General features: G+C 50.6%; 17 protein-coding genes, 1 tRNA gene and 3 pseudogenes. 13 read left to right on the top strand and 8 right to left on the bottom strand.

Features of this window, described 5'->3' with window-relative positions; translation table 11 throughout:
• Positions 1-2 precede the first annotated feature (2 nt).
• Positions 3-692 (top strand): tRNA (guanosine(18)-2'-O)-methyltransferase TrmH, encoded by a 690-nt coding sequence (trmH, locus tag AC2FAK_RS19225; protein ID WP_020686483.1) that lies wholly within the window; start codon positions 3-5, stop codon positions 690-692.
• A 3-nt stretch (positions 693-695) separates the two neighbouring features.
• A complete protein-coding gene (gene recG / locus AC2FAK_RS19230; RefSeq protein ID WP_205742475.1) occupies positions 696-2,777 on the top strand; it encodes an ATP-dependent DNA helicase RecG in 2,082 nt (693 codons plus the stop codon).
• Positions 2,778-2,779: 2 nt separating this feature from the next.
• On the opposite strand, the gene gltS is transcribed toward recG, so the two are convergent.
• Positions 2,780-3,982, bottom strand: a complete 1,203-nt coding sequence (gene gltS / locus AC2FAK_RS19235) for a sodium/glutamate symporter (RefSeq protein ID WP_013094878.1) — start codon at positions 3,980-3,982, stop codon at positions 2,780-2,782.
• Positions 3,983-4,207: 225 nt separating this feature from the next.
• Here gltS and xanP point away from each other — a divergent pair, with 225 nt between their 5' ends.
• Together xanP and AC2FAK_RS19245 are read left to right on the top strand one after the other, a co-directional pair.
• Positions 4,208-5,599: a xanthine/proton symporter XanP gene (gene xanP / locus AC2FAK_RS19240; protein WP_014830139.1), complete on the top strand. Its 1,392-nt coding sequence runs from the start codon at positions 4,208-4,210 to the stop codon at positions 5,597-5,599.
• 119 nt (positions 5,600-5,718) lie between these two features.
• The gene (locus AC2FAK_RS19245; protein ID WP_095455530.1) at positions 5,719-7,422 is read left to right on the top strand and encodes an AsmA family protein; all 1,704 of its coding nucleotides are present in this window, start codon (positions 5,719-5,721) and stop codon (positions 7,420-7,422) included.
• Between the two features lie 60 nt (positions 7,423-7,482).
• On the opposite strand, the gene yicI is transcribed toward AC2FAK_RS19245, so the two are convergent.
• Positions 7,483-9,801, bottom strand: a complete 2,319-nt coding sequence (yicI, locus tag AC2FAK_RS19250) for an alpha-xylosidase (RefSeq protein ID WP_095455529.1) — start codon at positions 9,799-9,801, stop codon at positions 7,483-7,485.
• Between the two features lie 328 nt (positions 9,802-10,129).
• On the opposite strand from yicI, the gene AC2FAK_RS19255 reads away from it, so the two are divergent.
• Positions 10,130-10,224: transfer RNA gene (locus AC2FAK_RS19255), tRNA-Sec, on the top strand.
• A gap of 221 nt (positions 10,225-10,445) precedes the next feature.
• Positions 10,446-11,531: pseudogene (locus AC2FAK_RS19260) on the top strand (tyrosine-type recombinase/integrase).
• A 91-nt stretch (positions 11,532-11,622) separates the two neighbouring features.
• Here the strand turns inward: AC2FAK_RS19260 and AC2FAK_RS19265 are convergent.
• From AC2FAK_RS19265 to AC2FAK_RS19280, 4 genes and pseudogenes are all read right to left on the bottom strand, one after another.
• The gene (locus tag AC2FAK_RS19265) at positions 11,623-11,793 is read right to left on the bottom strand and encodes a hypothetical protein (RefSeq protein WP_023621957.1); all 171 of its coding nucleotides are present in this window, start codon (positions 11,791-11,793) and stop codon (positions 11,623-11,625) included.
• 1 nt (position 11,794) lies between these two features.
• Positions 11,795-13,315 carry an anti-phage dCTP deaminase gene (locus AC2FAK_RS19270; protein ID WP_095427738.1) on the bottom strand — a complete coding sequence of 507 codons (1,521 nt, stop codon included), beginning with the start codon at positions 13,313-13,315 and terminating at the stop codon, positions 11,795-11,797.
• A gap of 505 nt (positions 13,316-13,820) precedes the next feature.
• Positions 13,821-14,049, bottom strand: a pseudogene (locus AC2FAK_RS19275) (phage polarity suppression protein); the annotation flags it as partial.
• A gap of 28 nt (positions 14,050-14,077) precedes the next feature.
• On the bottom strand, positions 14,078-14,275 hold the full coding sequence (locus AC2FAK_RS19280; RefSeq protein WP_255248565.1) for a hypothetical protein: 198 nt from the start codon (positions 14,273-14,275) through the stop codon (positions 14,078-14,080).
• Between AC2FAK_RS19280 and AC2FAK_RS19285 the strand changes: the two are divergent.
• The 5 genes and pseudogenes from AC2FAK_RS19285 to AC2FAK_RS19305 all read left to right on the top strand — a co-directional run.
• Positions 14,198-14,678, top strand: a pseudogene (locus AC2FAK_RS19285) (winged helix-turn-helix domain-containing protein); the annotation flags it as partial. The gene AC2FAK_RS19280 and the pseudogene AC2FAK_RS19285 sit on opposite strands and share 78 nt — an antisense overlap.
• Positions 14,679-15,075: 397 nt before the next feature.
• Positions 15,076-15,972, top strand: a complete 897-nt coding sequence (locus tag AC2FAK_RS19290; RefSeq protein ID WP_095455528.1) for a sce7726 family protein — start codon at positions 15,076-15,078, stop codon at positions 15,970-15,972.
• Positions 15,924-16,835 (top strand): sce7725 family protein, encoded by a 912-nt coding sequence (locus AC2FAK_RS19295; RefSeq protein WP_485453324.1) that lies wholly within the window; start codon positions 15,924-15,926, stop codon positions 16,833-16,835. The genes AC2FAK_RS19290 and AC2FAK_RS19295 overlap by 49 nt, the downstream gene beginning before the upstream one ends.
• A gap of 748 nt (positions 16,836-17,583) precedes the next feature.
• Positions 17,584-18,270 carry an RNase A-like domain-containing protein gene (locus AC2FAK_RS19300; RefSeq protein WP_311379579.1) on the top strand — a complete coding sequence of 229 codons (687 nt, stop codon included), beginning with the start codon at positions 17,584-17,586 and terminating at the stop codon, positions 18,268-18,270.
• A 7-nt stretch (positions 18,271-18,277) separates the two neighbouring features.
• Positions 18,278-18,571 carry a contact-dependent growth inhibition system immunity protein gene (locus AC2FAK_RS19305; protein ID WP_013094874.1) on the top strand — a complete coding sequence of 98 codons (294 nt, stop codon included), beginning with the start codon at positions 18,278-18,280 and terminating at the stop codon, positions 18,569-18,571.
• A gap of 42 nt (positions 18,572-18,613) precedes the next feature.
• On the opposite strand, the gene AC2FAK_RS19310 is transcribed toward AC2FAK_RS19305, so the two are convergent.
• Complete coding sequence (locus tag AC2FAK_RS19310; RefSeq protein WP_028028019.1) at positions 18,614-18,805, bottom strand: toxin-antitoxin system HicB family antitoxin; 192 nt, start codon at positions 18,803-18,805, stop codon at positions 18,614-18,616.
• 125 nt (positions 18,806-18,930) lie between these two features.
• Here AC2FAK_RS19310 and AC2FAK_RS19315 point away from each other — a divergent pair, with 125 nt between their 5' ends.
• Positions 18,931-19,272 (top strand): SymE family type I addiction module toxin, encoded by a 342-nt coding sequence (locus AC2FAK_RS19315; RefSeq protein ID WP_023621006.1) that lies wholly within the window; start codon positions 18,931-18,933, stop codon positions 19,270-19,272.
• 59 nt (positions 19,273-19,331) lie between these two features.
• Positions 19,332-20,369: a virulence RhuM family protein gene (locus AC2FAK_RS19320; protein ID WP_023621007.1), complete on the top strand. Its 1,038-nt coding sequence runs from the start codon at positions 19,332-19,334 to the stop codon at positions 20,367-20,369.
• Here AC2FAK_RS19320 and AC2FAK_RS19325 read toward each other — a convergent pair.
• Complete coding sequence (locus AC2FAK_RS19325; RefSeq protein ID WP_095455526.1) at positions 20,366-20,806, bottom strand: GNAT family N-acetyltransferase; 441 nt, start codon at positions 20,804-20,806, stop codon at positions 20,366-20,368. The genes AC2FAK_RS19320 and AC2FAK_RS19325 overlap by 4 nt on opposite strands.
• Positions 20,807-21,017 lie beyond the last annotated feature (211 nt).

Here is a 21,017-nt window from a genome sequence, read left to right on the forward strand (position 1 = left end):
TTATGAATGCACAACGTTATGCACGTATCTGCGAAATGCTCGCCAGGCGTCAGCCTGATCTGACGGTCTGCATGGAGCAGGTCCATAAACCTCATAACGTTTCTGCCATTGTCCGTACCGCAGATGCCGTCGGCGTGCATGAAGTGCACGCCGTCTGGCCCGGTGCCCGCATGCGCACCATGGCGTCGACAGCCGCAGGCAGTAACAGCTGGGTGTCCGTCAAAACCCATCAGACCATCGGCGAAGCCGTATCGCACCTGAAAGGTCGCGGTATGCAGATTCTTGCCACCAACCTGTCTGCCAAAGCGGTCGATTTCCGCGAGATCGACTACACCCGCCCGACCTGTATTTTGATGGGTCAGGAGAAAACCGGGATCACTCAGGAAGCGCTGGATCTGGCGGATCAGGACATCATCATCCCCATGATCGGCATGGTGCAGTCCCTGAATGTCTCTGTGGCCTCCGCGCTCATTCTGTATGAAGCCCAGCGCCAGCGTCAGAACGCCGGGATGTACGAGCGCAGCAACAGCATGCTGCCGGAAGACGAACAGCAGCGCCTGCTGTTTGAAGGCGGTTATCCGGTGCTGGCTCGTGTTGCGAAGCAGAAAAAATTGCCTTACCCCCACGTCAACGCGCAGGGCGAAATTGAAGCCGATGCCGGGTGGTGGGCCACCATGCAGTACGCAGGGTAACCGATGAAAGGCCGCCTGCTGGATGCCATCCCGCTCAATAGTCTGACGGGCGTGGGCGCGGCACAAAGCAGTAAACTGGGCAAAATTGGCCTGCACACCGTGCAGGATCTCCTGCTCCACCTCCCCCTGCGTTATGAAGACCGCACGCAACTTTATAAGATTGGCGATCTGCTGCCCGCGATTTACGCCACCGTTGAGGGCGAGGTGCTGAACTGCAACATCACCTTTGGCGGCCGCCGGATGATGACCTGTCAAATCAGCGACGGCACCGGCATTCTCACCATGCGCTTTTTCAACTTCAACGCGGCGATGAAAAACAGCTTTGCGACGGGCCGCCGGGTGCTGGCATATGGCGAAGCCAAACGCGGGAAATATGGCGCAGAGATGATCCACCCGGAGTACCGCGTGCAGGGCGATCTCAGCACGCCGGAGCTGCAGGAGACGCTCACCCCGGTCTACCCGACAACGGAAGGTATCAAGCAGGCGACGCTGCGTAAGCTCACCGACCAGGCACTGGAGTTACTCGATACCTGCGCCATAACCGAACTGCTACCGCCTGAGCTGGCGCAGGGAATGATGAGCCTGCCGGAAGCGCTGCGTACGCTGCATCGCCCGCCGCCCACGCTGCAGCTCAGCGATTTAGAAAGCGGCAAACACCCTGCCCAACGGCGTCTTATCCTTGAGGAATTACTGGCGCATAACCTGAGCATGCTGGCGCTGCGCGCCGGTGCGCAGCGTTTCCATGCCCAGCCCTTAAGCCCGCGTGATGAGCTCAAGGATAAGCTGCTGGCCTCCCTGCCGTTTAAACCTACCGGTGCCCAGGCGCGCGTCACCGCCGAGATCGAACGCGATATGGCGCTTGATGTGCCCATGATGCGCCTGGTGCAGGGCGATGTAGGCTCTGGTAAAACGCTGGTTGCCGCCCTGGCAGCCCTGCGCGCCATTGCCCACGGCAAGCAGGTGGCGCTGATGGCGCCGACGGAACTGCTGGCGGAGCAGCACGCGAATAACTTCCGCGCCTGGTTCGCCCCGCTGGGCATTGAGGTTGGCTGGCTTGCCGGAAAACAAAAGGGCAAAGCGCGTCTTGCGCAACAGGACGCCATCGCTCGCGGTGAGGTGCAGATGATTGTTGGCACCCATGCCATCTTCCAGGAGCAGGTGCAGTTTAACGGCCTCGCGCTGGTGATCATCGACGAACAGCACCGCTTTGGCGTGCATCAGCGCCTGGCGTTGTGGGAAAAGGGGCTACAGCAGGGCTTCCATCCGCACCAGCTGATCATGACCGCCACGCCTATTCCGCGAACCCTGGCGATGACCGCCTACGCCGATCTGGACACCTCCACCATTGACGAACTGCCGCCGGGCCGTACGCCGGTCACGACGGTGGCCATCCCGGATACCCGCCGCAGCGACATCATCGATCGCGTGCGCAACGCCTGCACCCATGAAGGACGTCAGGCGTACTGGGTCTGCACGCTGATTGAGGAGTCTGACCTGCTTGAAGCGCAGGCCGCAGAAGCAACGTGGGAAGAGCTGAAGCTGGCGCTACCGGAACTGAAGGTGGGCCTGGTGCACGGTCGCATGAAGCCCGCAGAAAAACAGGCCGTCATGCAATCCTTCAAACAGGGCGAGCTGCATTTGCTGGTCGCCACAACGGTGATTGAAGTGGGCGTGGATGTGCCAAACTCCAGCCTGATGATCATCGAAAACCCGGAACGTCTGGGGCTTGCGCAGTTGCACCAGCTACGTGGTCGTGTGGGCCGTGGTGCGGTGGCTTCACACTGCGTTCTGCTCTACAAAGCCCCGCTCTCAAAAACCGCGCAGATGCGTTTGCAGGTACTGCGTGACAGCAACGACGGATTCGTCATTGCGCAAAAAGACCTGGAGATCCGTGGCCCGGGCGAGCTCCTGGGCACACGTCAGACCGGGAACGCTGAATTCAAAGTGGCAGATTTGCTGCGGGATCAGGCCATGATCCCTGAAGTTCAGCGCCTTGCCCGCCATATTCATGAACGCTACCCCGAACAGGCGGCAGCGTTAATTGAGCGCTGGATGCCGGAAACTGAGCGCTACTCCAACGCCTGATCTCAGGCGAACATCGGCAGCATCAGGTACAGCTTGATCACCAGCGCGTTGACGATATCAATAAAGAATGCCCCAACCATCGGTACCACCAGAAACGCCATGTGCGAAGGCCCGAAACGCTCGGTGATTGCCTGCATATTGGCGATTGCCGTTGGCGTGGCACCCAGACCAAACCCACAGTGCCCCGCCGCCAGCACCGCGGCATCGTAGTTTTTGCCCATCATGCGCCAGGTAACGAACATGGCATAGAGCGCCATAAACAGCGCCTGCACCGCCAGAATGGCTACCATCGGCAGCGCCAGCGACGCCAGCTCCCACAGCTTAAGGCTCATCAGGGCCATCGCCAGGAACAGCGACAGGCAGACGTTACCCAGCACCGAGACCGCACGTTCAAACACGCGATAGAAGCCCATCAGGGCCAGACCATTGCTCAGGATCACCCCGATAAACAGCACACAAACAAAGGTCGGCAGTTCAAAGGCCGTGCCCGCCAGCCATTGCGCAACCACTTTACCCAGCGTCAGACAGATGGCGATCATGGCGATGGTTTCAATCATCACCAGCGAGGTGATGGTGCGGCCAACGTCCGGCTTTTCGAACGCGGTGGGGACCAGTTCATCGTCCGGTCTGCCGTCTGGCGTGGTGGAGTGCTTCACCAGGTAGCGCGCTACCGGGCCGCCAATCAGACCGCCAAGCACCAGACCAAAGGTCGCGCAGGCCATCGCCACTTCCGTTGCGTTTTCAAAGCCATAGCGCTCGATAAACAGCTTACTCCACGCCGCCCCGGTACCGTGCCCGCCGGACAGAGTGATGGAGCCAGCCAGCAGACCCATCAGCGGATCCAGCCCCAGCAGAGACGCCATACCGATGCCGATGGCGTTTTGCATCAACAGCAGACCAACCACGACAATCAGAAACACGCCCAGCACCTTACCGCCCGAGCGCAGGCTCGCCAGGTTGGCGTTCAGGCCGATAGTGGCAAAGAAGGCCAGCATCAGCGGATCTTTGAGGGACATATCAAAATCGATTTCCCAGCCCATGCTTTTTTTCAACACCAGCAGGGCCAGCGCCACCAGCAACCCACCGGCAACAGGTTCAGGAATGGTGTACTTTTTCAGAAAGGAAACACTGTGTACCAGCTTGCGACCAAGCAGAAGAACCAGCGTTGCGGCAACAAGGGTCGACAACGTATCGAGATGAATCATAAGAGGCTCCTGTTATGCGCGTGTTCCATACACACGCGGCGTTATCCTGGGCCGGCTTATGCTCGTCATGAGCTACCGGCGCGAAAAGTGTAATTTTTTTTTCCTCCACGTTGTAGAAAACCTGCTCATACCGGCAGATTTTCTCTCTTTTTTTTGCTGGCAATCGTTTGCTTTTACCAGGTGGTCAGATAAAATGCCCGCTTTTCCACCGTGGGATTACCGTCGATGTCCGTTAACAGCATAGAGTCTCCTGATGCGCAACCGATTGCGCAGAAGCAAAATAGCGAACTGATTTACCGTCTTGAAGACCGCCCACCGCTTCCGCAGACGCTCTTCGCTGCCTGCCAGCACCTTCTGGCCATGTTTGTTGCGGTGATCACCCCGGCGCTGTTGATCTGCCAGGCGCTGGGTTTACCGGCTCAGGATACGCAGCACATCATCAGCATGTCCCTCTTCGCCTCCGGCGTGGCCTCAATTATTCAAATTAAAGCCTGGGGTCCGGTGGGGTCTGGCTTGCTGTCGATTCAGGGTACCAGTTTTAACTTTGTGGCACCGCTGATAATGGGCGGTACGGCGTTAAAAACCGGCGGGGCGGATGTCCCGACCATGATGGCGGCGCTGTTCGGCACGCTGATGCTGGCCAGCTGCACGGAGATGGTGATCTCCCGTGTTCTGCATCTGGCTCGCCGCGTAATCACCCCGCTGGTCTCGGGCGTGGTGGTGATGATTATCGGTCTGTCGCTGATTCAGGTGGGGCTGACCTCCATCGGTGGGGGTTATGCCGCAATGAGCGACCACACCTTTGGCGCACCAAAAAACCTGCTGCTGGCTGGCGTGGTGCTGGCCATCATTATTCTGCTCAACCGTCAGCGTAACCCGTACCTGCGCGTGGCCTCGCTGGTGATCGCCATGGCGGCCGGTTACCTGCTGGCGTGGGCGCTGGGCATGTTGCCGGAAAACACCGCGCCGACCAACAGCGCGCTGATCACCGTTCCTACTCCACTGTACTACGGCCTGGGCATTGACTGGGGTCTGCTGCTGCCGCTGATGCTGGTCTTTATGATCACCTCCCTGGAGACCATCGGCGATATCACCGCCACCTCCGACGTCTCGGAGCAGCCGGTGTCCGGCCCGCTGTACATGAAGCGTCTGAAAGGCGGCGTGCTGGCAAACGGTCTGAACTCCTTTGTCTCTGCCGTGTTTAATACATTCCCGAACTCCTGCTTCGGGCAGAACAACGGCGTGATCCAGCTGACCGGCGTGGCCAGCCGTTATGTCGGGTTTGTGGTGGCGCTGATGCTGATTGTCCTTGGCCTGTTCCCGGCCGTGAGTGGCTTTGTGCAGCACATCCCTGAGCCGGTTCTGGGCGGAGCAACGCTGGTGATGTTCGGTACTATCGCGGCCTCGGGCGTGCGAATCGTCTCCCGCGAGCCACTGAACCGCCGCGCGATCATGATTATTGCCCTGTCGCTGGCCGTGGGTCTGGGCGTTTCTCAGCAGCCGCTGATCCTGCAGTTTGCCCCGGACTGGGTGAAAAACCTGCTCTCTTCCGGCATCGCCGCTGGCGGTATCACCGCTATCGTACTGAACCTCGTTTTCCCGCCAGAGAAAAACTGATTGTCCTCACGGCAGGCTGTCAATGCCTGCCGTGACATCTCTTTACACCATTCCCGCCTTGAGCATTGCGCATAAATCGTGCATAACTCCTTTATGTACGTTTCGCGGGAAGGAAGACCATGAAATTTATTGGAAAGCTGCTCGTCTATCTTCTGGTAGCCCTGCTCCTTGTGCTGCTGGCACTCTATTTTCTGCTTCAGACCCGCTGGGGTGCGTCACAGGTCAGCAGTTGGGTAACGGTGAACACCGATTACGAACTCAGTTTCGACCTGATGGACCACCGCTTTTCGTCGCCTTCCCACATCCTTCTGGAAAACGTCACCTTTGGCCGCGACGGTCAGCCCGCCACGCTGGTGGCTAAAAAAGTCGATATTGGTCTTGGCAGCCGACAGCTCACCGATCCACTGCATATGGACACCATCACCCTGGTCGATGGCACGCTGAACCTCTCTCCGCAGACCGCGCCGATGCCCTTCCAGGCAGACCGTCTGCAGCTGAACAACATGGCCTTCAACAGCCCCAACACGGAGTGGGATTTAAGCGCGCAAAAAGTGACGGGCGGTGTCAGTCCGTGGCAGCCAGAAGCGGGTAACGTGCTGGGCAAAAATGCGCAGATCCAGATGAGCGCGGGTTCGCTCACCCTGAACGGGGTACCGGCCACTAACGTGCTGATCCAGGGCCAGCTGAACGGCAAGGAGGTGGTGCTGAACACCATCGGTGCCGATATGGCGCGCGGCTCGCTTACCGGCTCCGCCCTGCGCAACGCCGACGGAAGCTGGGTCATCGACACCATGCGCCTGAACGAGATCCGCCTGCAGAGCGATAAATCGCTGCTGGATTTCTTCGCGCCGCTCAATACCATCCCCTCCTTGCAGATTGGCCGCCTGGAAGTCACCGATGCGCGCCTGCAGGGGCCAGACTGGGCCGTAACCGATTTGGATCTCAGCCTGCGCAACCTGACGCTGAGCAAAGGAGACTGGCAGAGCCAGGACGGGCGTATATCCATGAATGCCAGCGAATTTATTTACGGCTCGCTGCATCTGTTCGACCCGATCCTGAATGCGGAATTCTCTCCGCAGGGCGTGGCGCTGCGCCAGTTCACCTCCCGCTGGGAAGGGGGCATGGTGCGCACCTCCGGCAACTGGCTGCGCGACGGTAAAGCGCTGGTACTGGACGATGTCGCCGTCGCCGGGCTGGAGTACACCCTGCCGCAGAACTGGAAAACGCTGTGGATGGATCCGCTGCCGGAATGGCTGAACAGCGTGACGCTGAAGAAATTCGGCCTGAGCCGCAACCTGGTGATCGATATTGATCCCGCGTTCCCGTGGCAGATCACCTCTCTTGATGGCTATGGGGCTAACCTGCAGCTGGCGCAGGACCACAAATGGGGCGTATGGGGCGGCAGCGCCACGCTAAACGGCGCGGCAGCCACTTTTAACCGCGTGGACGTGCGACGCCCGTCGCTGGCACTGAACGCTAACGCCGCCACGGTCAATATCACCGATCTGAGCGCCTTTACCGAGAAAGGCATTCTGGAGGCCACCGCGACGGTTTCTCAGCTTGCGCAACGACAGACCACGGTGAGCCTGAACGGGCGCGGCGTGCCGCTCAACATCCTGCAGCAGTGGGGCTGGCCCGCGCTGCCGGTGAGCGGCGACGGCAATATTCAGCTGACTGCCAGCGGGAGTGTGCAGGCGAATGCCCCGCTGAAGCCAACGGTAAATGGCAAGCTGAGCGCGGTAAATATGGATAAACAGCAGGTTCAGCAGACCATGACGGGTGGCGTGGTTTCAACACCACCCTCACCCCAGCCCTCTCCCTGAAAGGGAGAGGGAGCAAACCATTCCCTCGCCCCTTTGGGGAGAGGGTTAGGGTGAGGGGAATTAAAGGTGAACCACCACCTCATCCCCCTCCGCGTTCACCACCACGCCCCACTCGCTGCCCGCGTATGAGCCACCTTTCACACCAGTCACCTTCTGCACGTTGCGCAAGCATACCGACCAGTTCCGCGCGTCACCCTCGCCGGTAAGGGTCACGGTGTCGCCCTTGCGTGACGCCTTCAGCGTAAATACCACCGAACCGTCAGCCGCAGGCACTTCACTCGCCGCTGTTGCGCCCTCATCCAGGTTAAACAGCTGGAAGGCCGTGCCCTCATTCCAGGCGTAGTCCGGTTTGTGCTTGTTGTTACCCAGCGCCAGCAGGGTATTGTCGCGCACATAAACCGGCAGGCTCATGAAATCGTGCTGCTGCTTATGCCAGCGACAGCCCTGAACCTCATCGTTGTGCCACAAGTGCGTCCAGCGACCTTCCGGCAGGTAAAACTGCACCTCACCCGCCTCGGAGAACACCGGTGCTACCATCAAGGCATCCCCCAGCATGTACTGACGGTCGAGATAGTCACACGCCGGATCGTCCGGGAACTCCAGCATCATCGCCCGCAGCATCGGCGTGCCGCACTCCCGTGCCAGTGCCGCCTGACGATAGAGGTACGGCATCAGCTGGCATTTCAGCTGCGTAAAGTGACGCACCACGTCACAGGACTCATCATCGTACGCCCACGGCACCCGGTAGGATTTGCTGCCATGCAGGCGGCTGTGGCTGGAGAACAGCCCGAACGCGCACCAGCGTTTGTAGACGTGCGCCGGGGCGGTGTTTTCGAAACCGCCGATATCGTGGCTCCAGAACCCGAAGCCGGACAGACCAATCGACAGGCCGCCGCGCAGGCTTTCCGCCATGGATTCATAGTTGGCATAGCAGTCGCCGCCCCAGTGCACCGGGAACTGCTGTGCGCCGACGGACGCCGAGCGCGCAAACAGCACCGCCTCCTCCTCGCCTACCGTCTCTTTCAGCACGTTCCACACCAGCGCGTTATAGATGAAGGCGTAATGGTTGTGCATCTTCTGCGGATCGGAACCGTCAAACCACTGCACATCCGTCGGGATACGCTCGCCGAAATCGGTTTTGAAGCAGTCCACGCCAATCTCCACCAGGCCCTTCAGCTTGTCGGCGTACCACCGGCACGCGTCCGGATTAGTGAAGTCGTAAATCGCCAGCCCGGGCTGCCATTTGTCCCACTGCCACACGCTGCAATCCGGGCGCTTCAGCAGATAGCCCTTCTCTTTCAGCTCGTTAAACACCGGCGATTTCTGGCCGATGTACGGGTTGATCCACACGCAGACCTTCAGCCCTTTCTCTTTCAGGCGGCGGATCATCCCTTCTGGATCCGGGAAGGTCACCGGGTCCCACTCAAAATCACACCACTGGAAGGCCTTCATCCAGAAGCAGTCAAAATGGAAGACGTGCAGCGGCAGGTCGCGTTCGGCCATGCCGTCGATGAAGCTGTTCACCGTCGCTTCGTCGTAGTTAGTGGTAAACGAGGTGGTGAGCCACAGGCCGAAGGACCACGCTGGCGGCAGCGCCGGCCGTCCGGTGAACTGCGTGTAGCGGTCCAGGACCGCTTTCGGCGTCGGGCCGTCGATCACAAAATACTCCAGATATTCGCCCTCGACGCTGAACTGTACTTTGGAGACCTTCTCCGAGCCGATTTCAAACGACACATTTTCCGGATGGTTGACCAGCACGCCGTAGCCGCGGTTGGTGAGATAGAACGGAATGTTTTTGTAGGACTGCTCGGTGCTGGTACCGCCGTCGCGGTTCCAGGTATCGACCCGCTGACCGTTACGCACCAGGGCGGTAAAGCGCTCACCGAGGCCATAAACTGTTTCCCCGACGCCCAGATCCAGACGTTCGAACAGATAGTTGCGATTCGTGTTGCTGTCCTGCACGTAGCCGTTGTTTTTCAGTTCACTGCCGGTGATCCGCTGGCCGTTACGCAGAAAATCGAGCGCCCAGAATTCGCCTTTGGTGACGCGCACGCTGAGATTTCCGCTTTTCAGCTCGGCGTATTCGGCGTTATTTACCGTCTCGACCCTTACATCCTTCAGCACGTTGAGCGGATAGTGCGGGCCTTTGTCCTGCGCCCCCTGGAAGTGCTCTATGCGCACCCCGACAATCCCTTCCTGCGGTGCGAAGAGCCGGACGGTGAACATCAACGTATCGAGCTGCCACGCGCGTTCGCGTACGTCGCGCGGTGCCACATACACCACCAGGTCATTGCCCTGCTGCTCCACATCGAACACCTGGACCGGATACGTCACGGTCAGGCCGGGTTGAATAAGCCAGTTTCCATCACTGATTTTCATACTTTCGTCCTCCTGGTTCTGTAATCCTTTGCTGGCCGCCAGATGCCTGCCGTGTGGCGATACGGGCACTGAGACCGGTTACAGAGGTTTTAAACCATTGTTTCAGGAGCGAGTATTGCGTTTTCTGGTTAGCAAATTACGTTTCTTGTTTTTTGTGATCGGGGTAAATGTCGCGGAGCACGAAATGCTAACCTGAGGATTTTCTTAAGAATTAACTGAAATGGGGGTGTTCAGGTCAAAAGAGAGGTGAAAAAAGTGTGTCGGGGTATGTGGTAAATGTCTGAAAGTAGCTATAATGCGCCCCGCCTCCATGTAGCAATGCAGGCGCGGAAGATCGTCATCTCCGGTGAGGTGGCTGGACTTCAAATCCAGTTGGGGACGCCAGCGTTCCCGGGCAGGTTCGACTCCTGTGATCTTCCGCCAAAAGTTTTTCCTCACCCATCCGAGAAAGTCTCAAAGACCCTTTATTTTCAATCGCAATAGTGGATTAATCATCCGTAGCAGTCCGGCAAGATCTCCTTAAATCCATAAGAAATATGTATAGCTATGCGTATAGATTTTTTCATAAACATTTTTGGCTTATACACATGCCACTAACAGACATACAAATTAAACGAGCAAAGCCCTAAGACAAGCCCTACACATTGAACGATGGACAAGGCATGTTTACTCATCAATCCAGACGGCTCAAAGGGCTGGCGCTTCCGCTTTCGCTTTGCCGGTAAAGCACGGCTAATGTCATTTGGCAGCTACGACCTTGTGAGCCTCGCAGAAGCACGTGAGAAACGCGATACCGCTCGTAAGCAGGTAGCAAACGGCATAGACCCAGTAGAAGAACGTAAAGCCCAAAAGCTGGCACAGCAAATCTCAACAGAGAACTCATTCGAAGCCATATGTCGAGATGGCACGCCAACAAAGCTGACCGCTGGAAAGTGGCCTATCGCGAAGAAATCATTAAGACATTCGAGCAAGATGTGTTCCCGTTCATTGGTAAACGCCCTATCAGAGAAATCAAGCCGTTAGAACTGCTTGAAGTATTGCAGCGAATTGAGAAGCGCGGAGCTTTGGAAAAAACCAGAAAAGTGCGCCAAAGATGTGGCGAAGTATATCGCTATGCTATTATAACTGGCCGGGCTGAATACAACCCCGCGCCTGATTTAGCCATCGCTCTGGCCGTACCAAAGCAAAAACACCATCCTTTTCTATCTGCCGAAGAGCTGCCTCATTTCATTCGGGATTTGGAGGCATATACCGGCAGCATCATCACCAAAAATGCAACTAAGATAGTTATGCTTACTAGTGTCAGAACGCAGGAGATGCGTTTTGCTACGTAGGAAGAGGTTGATTTGGATAAGGGGGTTTGGGAGATACCAGCGGAACGTATGAAAATGCGTAGGCCTCACATTGTTCCTTTATCTACTCAGGTAGTTGACCTTTTTAAACAGCTCAAAGCAATTACCGGTCATTACCCTTACATCTTTATTGGCAGGAACAACCGTAACAAACCGATCTCGAAAGAAAGTGTTTCACAAGTGATTGAGTTACTTGGTTACAAAGGCCGTGCTACAGGTTATGGATTTAGACATACAATGTCGACAATATTGCATGAACAAGGGTCTGACAGTGCTTGGATTGAGATACAATTAGCACATGTTGATAAAAATTCTATTCGTGGAACATACAATCACGCACAATATTTAGAAAATAGACGCGCAATGCTCCAGTGGTAAAGTAACTTCATATTTAATAAAATTAGTGAAGATACACTTTGATTTATAAATAAAAAAGAGCCTCTGCCGAAGCTCTTTTTTCATTGTTTATTTATTGTTCTTCATTCTTTTTATCTTCTTGTAAAACAAGATTATTTAATACTTTAATTGACTTGGAAGATAAATCATCTCCTCCTAACATATTTTTTTTCCATTCCGGCCATTCATTAATTCTTTTTTTAGTTGCAACCACATGTTTAATAAAACCATTTTCGATAGACATGTTAAACTCCTATGATCTTTGCGAACAAGTTAACAGAAATCTGCTCTCTTTCCAAGTAAGAAATAGGTAACAGTGATATTCTTAATGACGAATTAGACTCAGTCCATTTAACAACATTTCCCGATTTATCTTTTCTCTTAATTTTATTCCCACTTCCATTAACAATGGAAAATAGATTAAAATAGACTCGCGGCCCTATTCCAATAAAAGGTTCGAAAAGCACCTTCCCTTGGTTTTTTTCATCATTAGTTATTGATTCTGAATGAAATTCATAAGCCTTACTTTTTGGGTATGGCTCTATGTAAACCACCCTCTTTATTCCCGAAGCTATGATATGCTTAGCGCAGTTGTGGCATGGGAAAGTGGTGCAATATATATAAGCATCTTGAGTGCTAATGTTTGTTCTAGCGCATGCTAAAATCGCTTCCATTTCTGCATGCACCACACGACCATATTCCGTAATATCTTGAATCAGGCTGTTATTGAGGATTTTCTCTAAATTATCACGAGATTTTCTAGGTATTTGATTGAGAATATCATCTATAATCTCTCTTTTTTGTTTGGCATTCGAATCAAAACCTCTTACATAGTCCCTTCCTTCCGGATAGTCTTCATAACTTTCGTTCTCTGCATTAAAATATGGCCAGTATAAACCACCTCCAGACTTAGGAACATCATTAGCACCAGTTGACATAATAGCGTAGTTTTTTGCTAATACGGCTCCAACTTGTCTTGATAAATCAGCAGATCTCAAAGCTGAAGAAAAGGCCATATACATTGCATATTCATCAAATGTTGGCGTAATAAAAGGATTACCGAAGAGTAAATCAAAGACTCTTTTTATATCATTATTAAGCTTATCATCTCGGCCATCTTGGTTTAAAAAGAAATCAGCTAAATGAAATGTATCTCTGGTATGCTGACCATGCCCTGACTCTTCATCTTCATCCCTAGCAATCAATAACTCTGCTTTATCTTCTGGAATTCCTTTATTACGAATCAAATTATCTAACCTGCGACTCTCATCAGAAAAAACACCAAAAAGTAAAAATCCCGAGCCATATACCTCTCTTAATTTATACACCTCTTCAGGATGTTTTATTGAATTTATAACATATGCAATTCCTTTTTTATTTATTTGTAAACGTGCATGCTTTGTCCTGATCTCATTAATTTTAGCTATTGCTCCAAGAGCCAATATATAATTACATTCACTATCTTCCCTTAGCTTATTTCCCTTAGTCATTAAGCTATCAATTCTTTGGTAATTATCTGTATAATCTCCCTTACCTGAGAGCTCAGCTATCACATCCGATGAAATCCGGACTTCAGAACATTCAAATTTATATAAGGATAATCTATCTCTTATTTTTTTTGTGATTGCTTCTAGGTCTGTGCCAACGGAACAAACTAACCCTATTACCATTTCTGCTAAAGGTCCTGCGGATAGCTTATCCTCCCCTGAGTTTTTTAACAGCTGAGGTGCTTCTTTAATCAATTCTGTTATCTTTGTAATTTTCATATGAAGCCATTCATCCCGTGAAGATACAAATCATTTTTATAAATAATTCTTAGCATATTTTCTATATTTTAATTAAATTTTTTGAATTACTTCATATTTTACATTTAAGCAACACGAAGTAACCGGCTGTTATATAAGGAAATTAAAAGCATAATGAATGATGTAGTTGACTGTCACGTCTTCCCGCTTCTTAGGGCGGATTAAGGCAGGATCATAGATAGTTTTAGATTTCTACAGGTCCGAATGTATAAGATGAAGTTATTAGAGGTGCTGAGCGCCTTCAAAACCTCCACTCAGCATCTGAACCGGGCGACACTTTCTCGCCCCTAAACTTAGCCACTCATGGGCTCTTCACGCCATCAAACATTACTGCACAATTACTAATGCTCGTTCGAAACGGCGCAGTACTTCGGTACACAAAGTCCCGCAAAAATAAATACATTACCGCTGGCGCGCCGTGCGCCTGCATAAAATCATTTAGACGGTTACGGATGCTGATGCGCTACACCTCCTCATGCGAGCGGATATAACGCCCGGCAGCCTGAATTATTTCCCACTTTTTCACCTCGATAATCTCACGCAGCGTTTGCAGGCTCCGGCCGCTTGTGGCCGTTACCGGCAAGCTGTTCGCGGTATGCCTGTTCGGCCTGCTTCAGTTCATCCCGGCGTTGCAGCCAGGCGGATTTATTTGCCTGACAGGCCTCGAAGGCTTTCTGTAGCGTCAGTGTGGTCACGTATGTCTCTCCTGATGTCTGGCCGTGCTCACGCACCGGCACAATTAACGGTGGCCGCCGGTGCGGGTACAGGGAGAACCGGCTCAGTAACCGATGAACGGATAATCCCGTCAACGGATTCAAGCGTACGGAAAGTTGCCGAGCAGATGCCCCGGAAGAACGCGACCCGCAGCTCAGGGATAAAATTGCACGTGAGCTGGCCGTCATCGTGCGTCAGCTTATGCAGAAATTCAGCGACCCGATAGCCGCCGCGCGCACTGCTCCAGTCGCAGCAGAACTGCGACGAGGCGCTCAGCATCAAGCGTGATGCTGACCCGACTTTTGATTTTTGTGGCTATCTGGAAATGCTGCCGCAGACCAACGGAATGTTTATGGGCAATGCCAGCATTGTCCCGCGTGATTACCGTAAATATCTGTATCACGCGTATCTGACCTATATGGAGGCTAACGGATACAGGAACGTGCTCAGCCTGAAAATGTTCGGGCTGGGGCTGCCCATGATGCTGTAAGAGTACGGCCTGAATTATAATAAACGGCACACAAAGCAGGGGATACAGACCCACCTGTCGCTGAAAGAGGAAAGCTACGGCGACTGGTTGCCGAAGTGCGACAACCCCACAGCGAAATAACCTAACCCAGACCGGCAACAGCCGGTCTTTTTATATCTGATGATCCTGCGGGGTGAACAATCGTCTGTTCATTCTTCATCGTCTAATCACCACTTAACTATATGAATAAATTACATAAAACCGGAAGATGAACAGTAAAACTCAAAAAACTTTTACAGGGAGGAGTCCTGTAAGACTAAAGTGAGTAGAAGTCAGCTTAGGATGATTGCGCATTCAATGAAGATCCCACATATCCCATTGATATATATACAGTTAATTCATATTAGACGACTTAACGATACTCATCAAAAATTTAAAATTCTCTAATAATGTTGAGAGGATCAGGGAAATCAAGCTAATCTTAGCGTTTACTAAGGCTGATTTATGGCTAAAGGTGCAGAGTGAGATTGATGTTAAAATGATGAGTAATAAAAATATTGGACAATTATTTACAAGCCAAGCTATAAATGCTGTTGCAGATGGTGATTTTTCGTTACTCCACGAGTTAGCGGCGATAACTTTAACTCCTAAACTTTTCCCTGTTAAGGTTTCTGAAATATTCGACATAGCTTTTAAAAAGCTATCTCATGAATATAAATCAGAGTATTTTTTCAAAAATATCATAGCAAACGAAGTATTTTTGAAAAAGCATAAGAAAAATGAGGCAGTAATGCTTTCTGAGTTTAGAGTTGGTACAAATAAAGCAGATTGTGTAATATTAAATGGATTATCAACCTGCTATGAGATAAAAACTGAATTAGATAATCTGAAAAGATTACCAGAACAATTAGACTCATATACTAACTTATTTGATAAGGTCTATGTCGTAGCGGCTAAGACTCACATAGAAAAAATCAAACTTATAATTCCAGAAACTGTTGGCATCATTGAACTAACAGAAAAAAACAAATTGGATGAAATAAAACCAGCATCAGTAATCGATTCGGAAATTAATCCAAAATTAATGATTGGTTCTATGCGAATTGCAGAGTATAAACATATGGCAGAAAAAATATCAGGTATGAGAATCAACCTCCCAAATATGGATGTATATTCTTTTTGCCTAGAAATATTCGAGAACACAGACTCTCAAACTCTAAGAAAGTACTTCCGTGACTCACTCAAGACACATAGAGCAAACAACATTAGCTTTATTAATACGTTACCTAGATCACTAAAATCATCAGCGATTAGTTTTAGTATCAATCAGTCTCGTCAGAGATCGCTGACCAAAATACTATCAAGCTACATTGAAAAGGATGATATATGTACTTCCCTTTACTCAGAGGTAAACAGTTCGAGTTTACAGCGTTAAGAGAACTATCGGCTATTTTGCCAAATAGCCTTTTTAAACCAGTTATTGAGCCCGTACGAGAAAACACAAAACAGCTTGAGACAATTGTTCTCTCATTGAACAAAAATAATATTATACCACTTATTATAGTCAATTCTGAGATAGGAGAACTCAAAGGAAGGACAGATCAATTCATAAATGAACTATATAAAATAAAAAGCATCTCATTTATCCCCTGTATTAAATATATAGATAATATCCAAGAGTTTGATAGACTAAATGGTCTTATAAGAGGAGAAAAAGCATCATACGTGGAAAGTGGTGTTACCCGAGATTTAGTTTCTCGTTTAAAATTGTTTACAATTAATATCATTCCAGAAGGTTCTCCTAACATTGTACTACAGCAATTATCAAATATTGTCTTAATGGATGATCCCTTCAAAAAGAAAAAACGGAATGCTGATTATCCATCAAATTCATATTTTTCAGATTTGCATGTCCGTTATAAAGATGTCCATAACTCAGTAATTGGTTTTGGTGACTTCAATATTGCGGGTTCAGATTATGCTGAATCTGGAGGCCCTGCGTACGTGGTGACTATTCATGCAAGTTATTTGGATAGTGATGAATTTGATGCAATGTCAGTCAAGCATTTTTCATCAGTAGATGATGGCACCCCCTCGAATCCATCAGGAAAATTCCAGCAAGCTTTAGAAAAGCTTGTCGTGCATGATCAAACCTATCCCGGCTTCTTTGATAACACCTTAGGCCTGCGTGAGTTTAAAGCACTTCATTCACGTAGACATTACCCTGGGCTTGGCCAAGTCAAGCAGTTTTCGATGCAACACCATATTGAAACAATCTGCAACTACATCGCAATCTAGTTTTTCGATAGGTATGTAGAAGTGTATAAAACGGCGGTTAGCATCCTAATAAAAAATATATATTAGTAAGTTATCCGCCAATATAGACTTCTGTGATCTTCCGCCAAAAGTTCGTCCGCAACTATCCGAGAAGGTCTATAAAACCTCTATTTTCATTCGCATTGTTATTGACTGATCCGTAGCAGTCCCATAAGCTATCTTTGAATTTATATTAAATAAATAGCACTGCGTATAGATTTTTTATAAACAATTTTGGCTTATCCACCTGGCACTGACGGCCACGCATTTTAAATGTGATTTGCTCCCCGTAGATTAATAACTTCTTTGACAACAATAACGTGTACAGGAACATGCCCAGACAGAATCATTAAAAGCTGCTCTCCAAACAGGGATCCAGACCAACCACTCGCTCAAACAGTTGTGCGACTACTGATTACCAAAGTGCGATGCTCCCGCAGCGAATGCTCAAATCCCAGACCGGCAATAGTCGATCCTTTTACATCTACTGTTATTTCATAATTTAACAAGAAAGACAGATTAGGAATTTATTCTTACCAAACGAAGATATTTTTGGTTATTATCGGGTAAGGATATGGTGATGGAATTATATTATGGAAGAAGGTGGAATAACCGTCGTTATGTCACCGGTACAACTGGCGGCGGTGCTTTCAGATAAGAGCGTGACAGAAGCGGAAACGCTGAGTAACCGATTACTGGGGGGCTTGGCGTTTTACTTGGAGCAGTAGAAATGGCCGGAGCTACGGCACTTTGTATTGCACCAGAACCAACTGGCCTCACGAAAGCGGGATGTGTGGTTGTGGGTGCACATAGTCTTGACGCCATTCAAAGTGCAGCCAGACAAGCAATAACCGGACAGGATACCCGCTCTGCAACATACGAGCTTGCCGTTCGTGCTGCAAAGGAGCTTGGGGCTGATGAAAATACGGCTCTCAATATCGGCATGACGGTTGATATTGCTGTTCCACTCGGGTTTGCAGCGGCTATCGGTGCCGCAAGAGTAGCAGCCGTTAAAGCTGGTCGTATCAAACTTATCCAGCATGAATCTGTTACAGGTCTCAAACCCGGTGGCCATACACTCGCAAATCATGTTGGAAAAACGGATAATGAGTTACTTGCCCGATTCGAGCAGAATAAGCGACTCATAATGTCTTCAACATTTAAAAATTTAAACGTTGCAGAAAGCGTTATATCAAGAGCAATATATTATAATCGAGCAAATATAAAATCATTACTTGGCGGGGGAAACAGAGGGGGGCGCCTCACTATCGTTTACCCGGCAGGTCAGGAGATTGGATATGGGTTTTCACGAGGTAGTACACAGCGTATCAGCATGCGAAGTGTGAGGATTGTTATTGAGCTGAAAGAATATAATGGTAAGCCTTACTATATCCTTACTGCATTCCCGACCCCGTAGGTGAATTATGCAAAATTTCTATCATCTTGATCAGTTGATTCATGGTTACTTCAATCAGGATTATGACCTCATTAATGATGGTGAGGATACAATTGAGGGAATAATTGGGCTATTTAAAAAGACGGCACCTGGTTGGTTGTTAAAAGAGTTAGCCGAAGAGATTGATACTTTCATTGAGTGTTACGGAGACAAGCTGGATGATGAGTTCAAAAGCCGATATGGATTTGATTTTTCGCCTGAGCTGTGGGAGACGACCTCTTACGACTTCCTGATGACGGTGCGCAGACTTGCCCTTGCTTAGCAACCGCGACTCATTGTCGAAGTGCGATGAACCCGTAGTGAATTATCCCTTTGGCTCCAGGCCTTTTCGTCGTAAAGCCTCCCTCGCCAGTTCCTTCAACCAACTGGCGAGACTCACCCCTTCCTCAGCCGCCACGGCATCCAACTGCTCCTTCAATGCCGGATCAATACGCATCTTAAATTGCGGGGACTGCCCACCGCCTTTTGGTTTTTTTTCGCGCGATATGATTGACATGAGGCCACCTATCCATCTACTCTGAGCCATATAGGAGGCCACCTAAACCTCCTCTACAAGCAACGCTCCGATGTGCGGGAACACAACAGGAGCGTCTAACCTCACCAACTATCAAGGAGTTGATTATGGCTGATTCGCATTCTACCCCAGACACCGACCAATCCGGAACCGAGCGTTCGTTAATTGTGGGATATCGCCCGAATGTTTTCGACAAATCCACGCCCAATATCATTCTGTCAGGCAAATGGCTACGCGCGGCAGGGTTTGAAACCGGACATCAGGTAACCATCAAGGTGATGAAAGGATGCATCGTTCTGGTGGCGTATAACGAGCAGGAGCAGAAGTTGCAGGATGATTACAAACGGACGAAAGCAAAGCTCACTGAGATAGAGGATGCGCTTGCGGCGATCCAAGCTCAGCATCATGGAAAGCGCCTCGCAAAATCAGATACAAACCACCTGGCTTAGCGGCTGTTTCTGGCATACTACACGCTGGTAAGGTTAATTACTCAAAAGAGGGAGGCGACATGGCAGATCAAAACGTAATCCACTCTCCGGCTGGCGAATTTATTATGTTTGCCAGCGATGATGGAACTGTTCGCATCACATGTCGCTTTGAACATGAAACGCTCTGGCTGTCGCAAGCAGCCATAGCGGCTCTTTATCAGGTCACTCCTCAAGCCATTACACAGCATATTAAAGCTATTTACGAAGAGGGTGAGCTTGAACAAAAAGCAACTTGTAAGGCTTACTTACAAGTTCAGCAAGAAGGTCAGCGCAAGGTTAATCGCAACACACTTCACTATAGCCTGCCCGTCATTCTCGCCATCGGCTATCGCGTCCGCTCCACGCGAGGGACACAGTTCCGCCAGTGGGCCACCCAAACGCTGCAGGAATATCTGGTAAAAGGCTTCGTTATGGACGACGAGCGCCTGAAAAACCCGCCTGTGGGATCATCCGCCGTACCTGACTATTTCGATGAAATGCTGGAACGCATTCGCGATATACGGGCCAGCGAACGCCGGGTTTATCTCCGTGTGAGGGAGATTTTTGCATTAGCCGCTGACTATCAGCCGTCACTCAAAGAAACCACGCAATTCTTCCAGACCATCCAGAATAAACTGCATTTTGCCTGCACCGGCCTTACCGCCGCTGAGTTGATTCACCAGCGTGCGGACGCCACGCAACCGTATATGGGGCTGACCAGCTATAAAGGCGAAGAAGTCCGTAAAAGCGATGTCACCACAGCAAAAAATTATCTGTCTCAGGATGAAGTCAGCGAACTAAATCGTGTCGTTAACATGTGGCTCGACTTTGCAGAAGATCAGGCCAAACGCCGTAAGCAGGTATTTTTACGAGACTGGCAAACCAAACTCGATCAGTTTCTGCAATTTAACGACCGGGACGTTTTAGAAGGCGCAGGCAAAATCAGCAAAAAAGCGGCGGATGAAAAGGCGTGCTCAGAATACATCGAGTATGAAAAGAAGCAGCGCCTGCTGAAAGAAGCCGAGGGAGAGAAAGATATTGTCGGCTTATTAAAATGGGATAAGCAGGCTAAGCGCTAATCCCGATTCAACCGCATATGCAGCAACGGAAACGGATTCCCCTGTCCATCAACCTCTGAGCGACCGACCTGCACAAACCCCATATGGCGATAAAACGCGACGCCCTGCGGGTTTTGCTCATTCACATCCACTTCGTTTACGCCAAACTCTGCGATGGCATAGTGCAGCAGTAATTTCCCCACGCCCTTTCCCCGGCTCGCATCATCAACAAACAGCATTTCAATGCGGTTTTCATCCACGCCTAAAAAGCCGTGGATAACACCTGCATCATCGCGGGCCATCACGACGGTAAGGTTTGGCAGATACGCGTTGAGCAATAGCGGGCGCAGAGCCACGATATCGCTTTCCTGTAAAAAGTGATGGGTAGCGCGAACGGAGGATTCCCAGATTGCGACCAGGCGTTCGAAGTGTGAGGGATGTGCGGTTTCTATTTTCATGAGGGGATCATGTTTGGAAAACCGAACTAATGCAAGTCACGCTGTGCGTGCTGCTCCCCCTCACCCTCTCCCACAGGGCTGAGGGATCCCCAGTAATATGGTCATGCCACCATGACCATATTACTGTACTCTTTTCCCAGCTTTTTCATCTCGTTAACTATATTCAGCCGTCTCACTTTCCCGGGCTCATGCCGGATGACTTCTTCTGCCA

Source organism: Enterobacter cloacae complex sp. 394F7, from assembly GCF_057320385.1.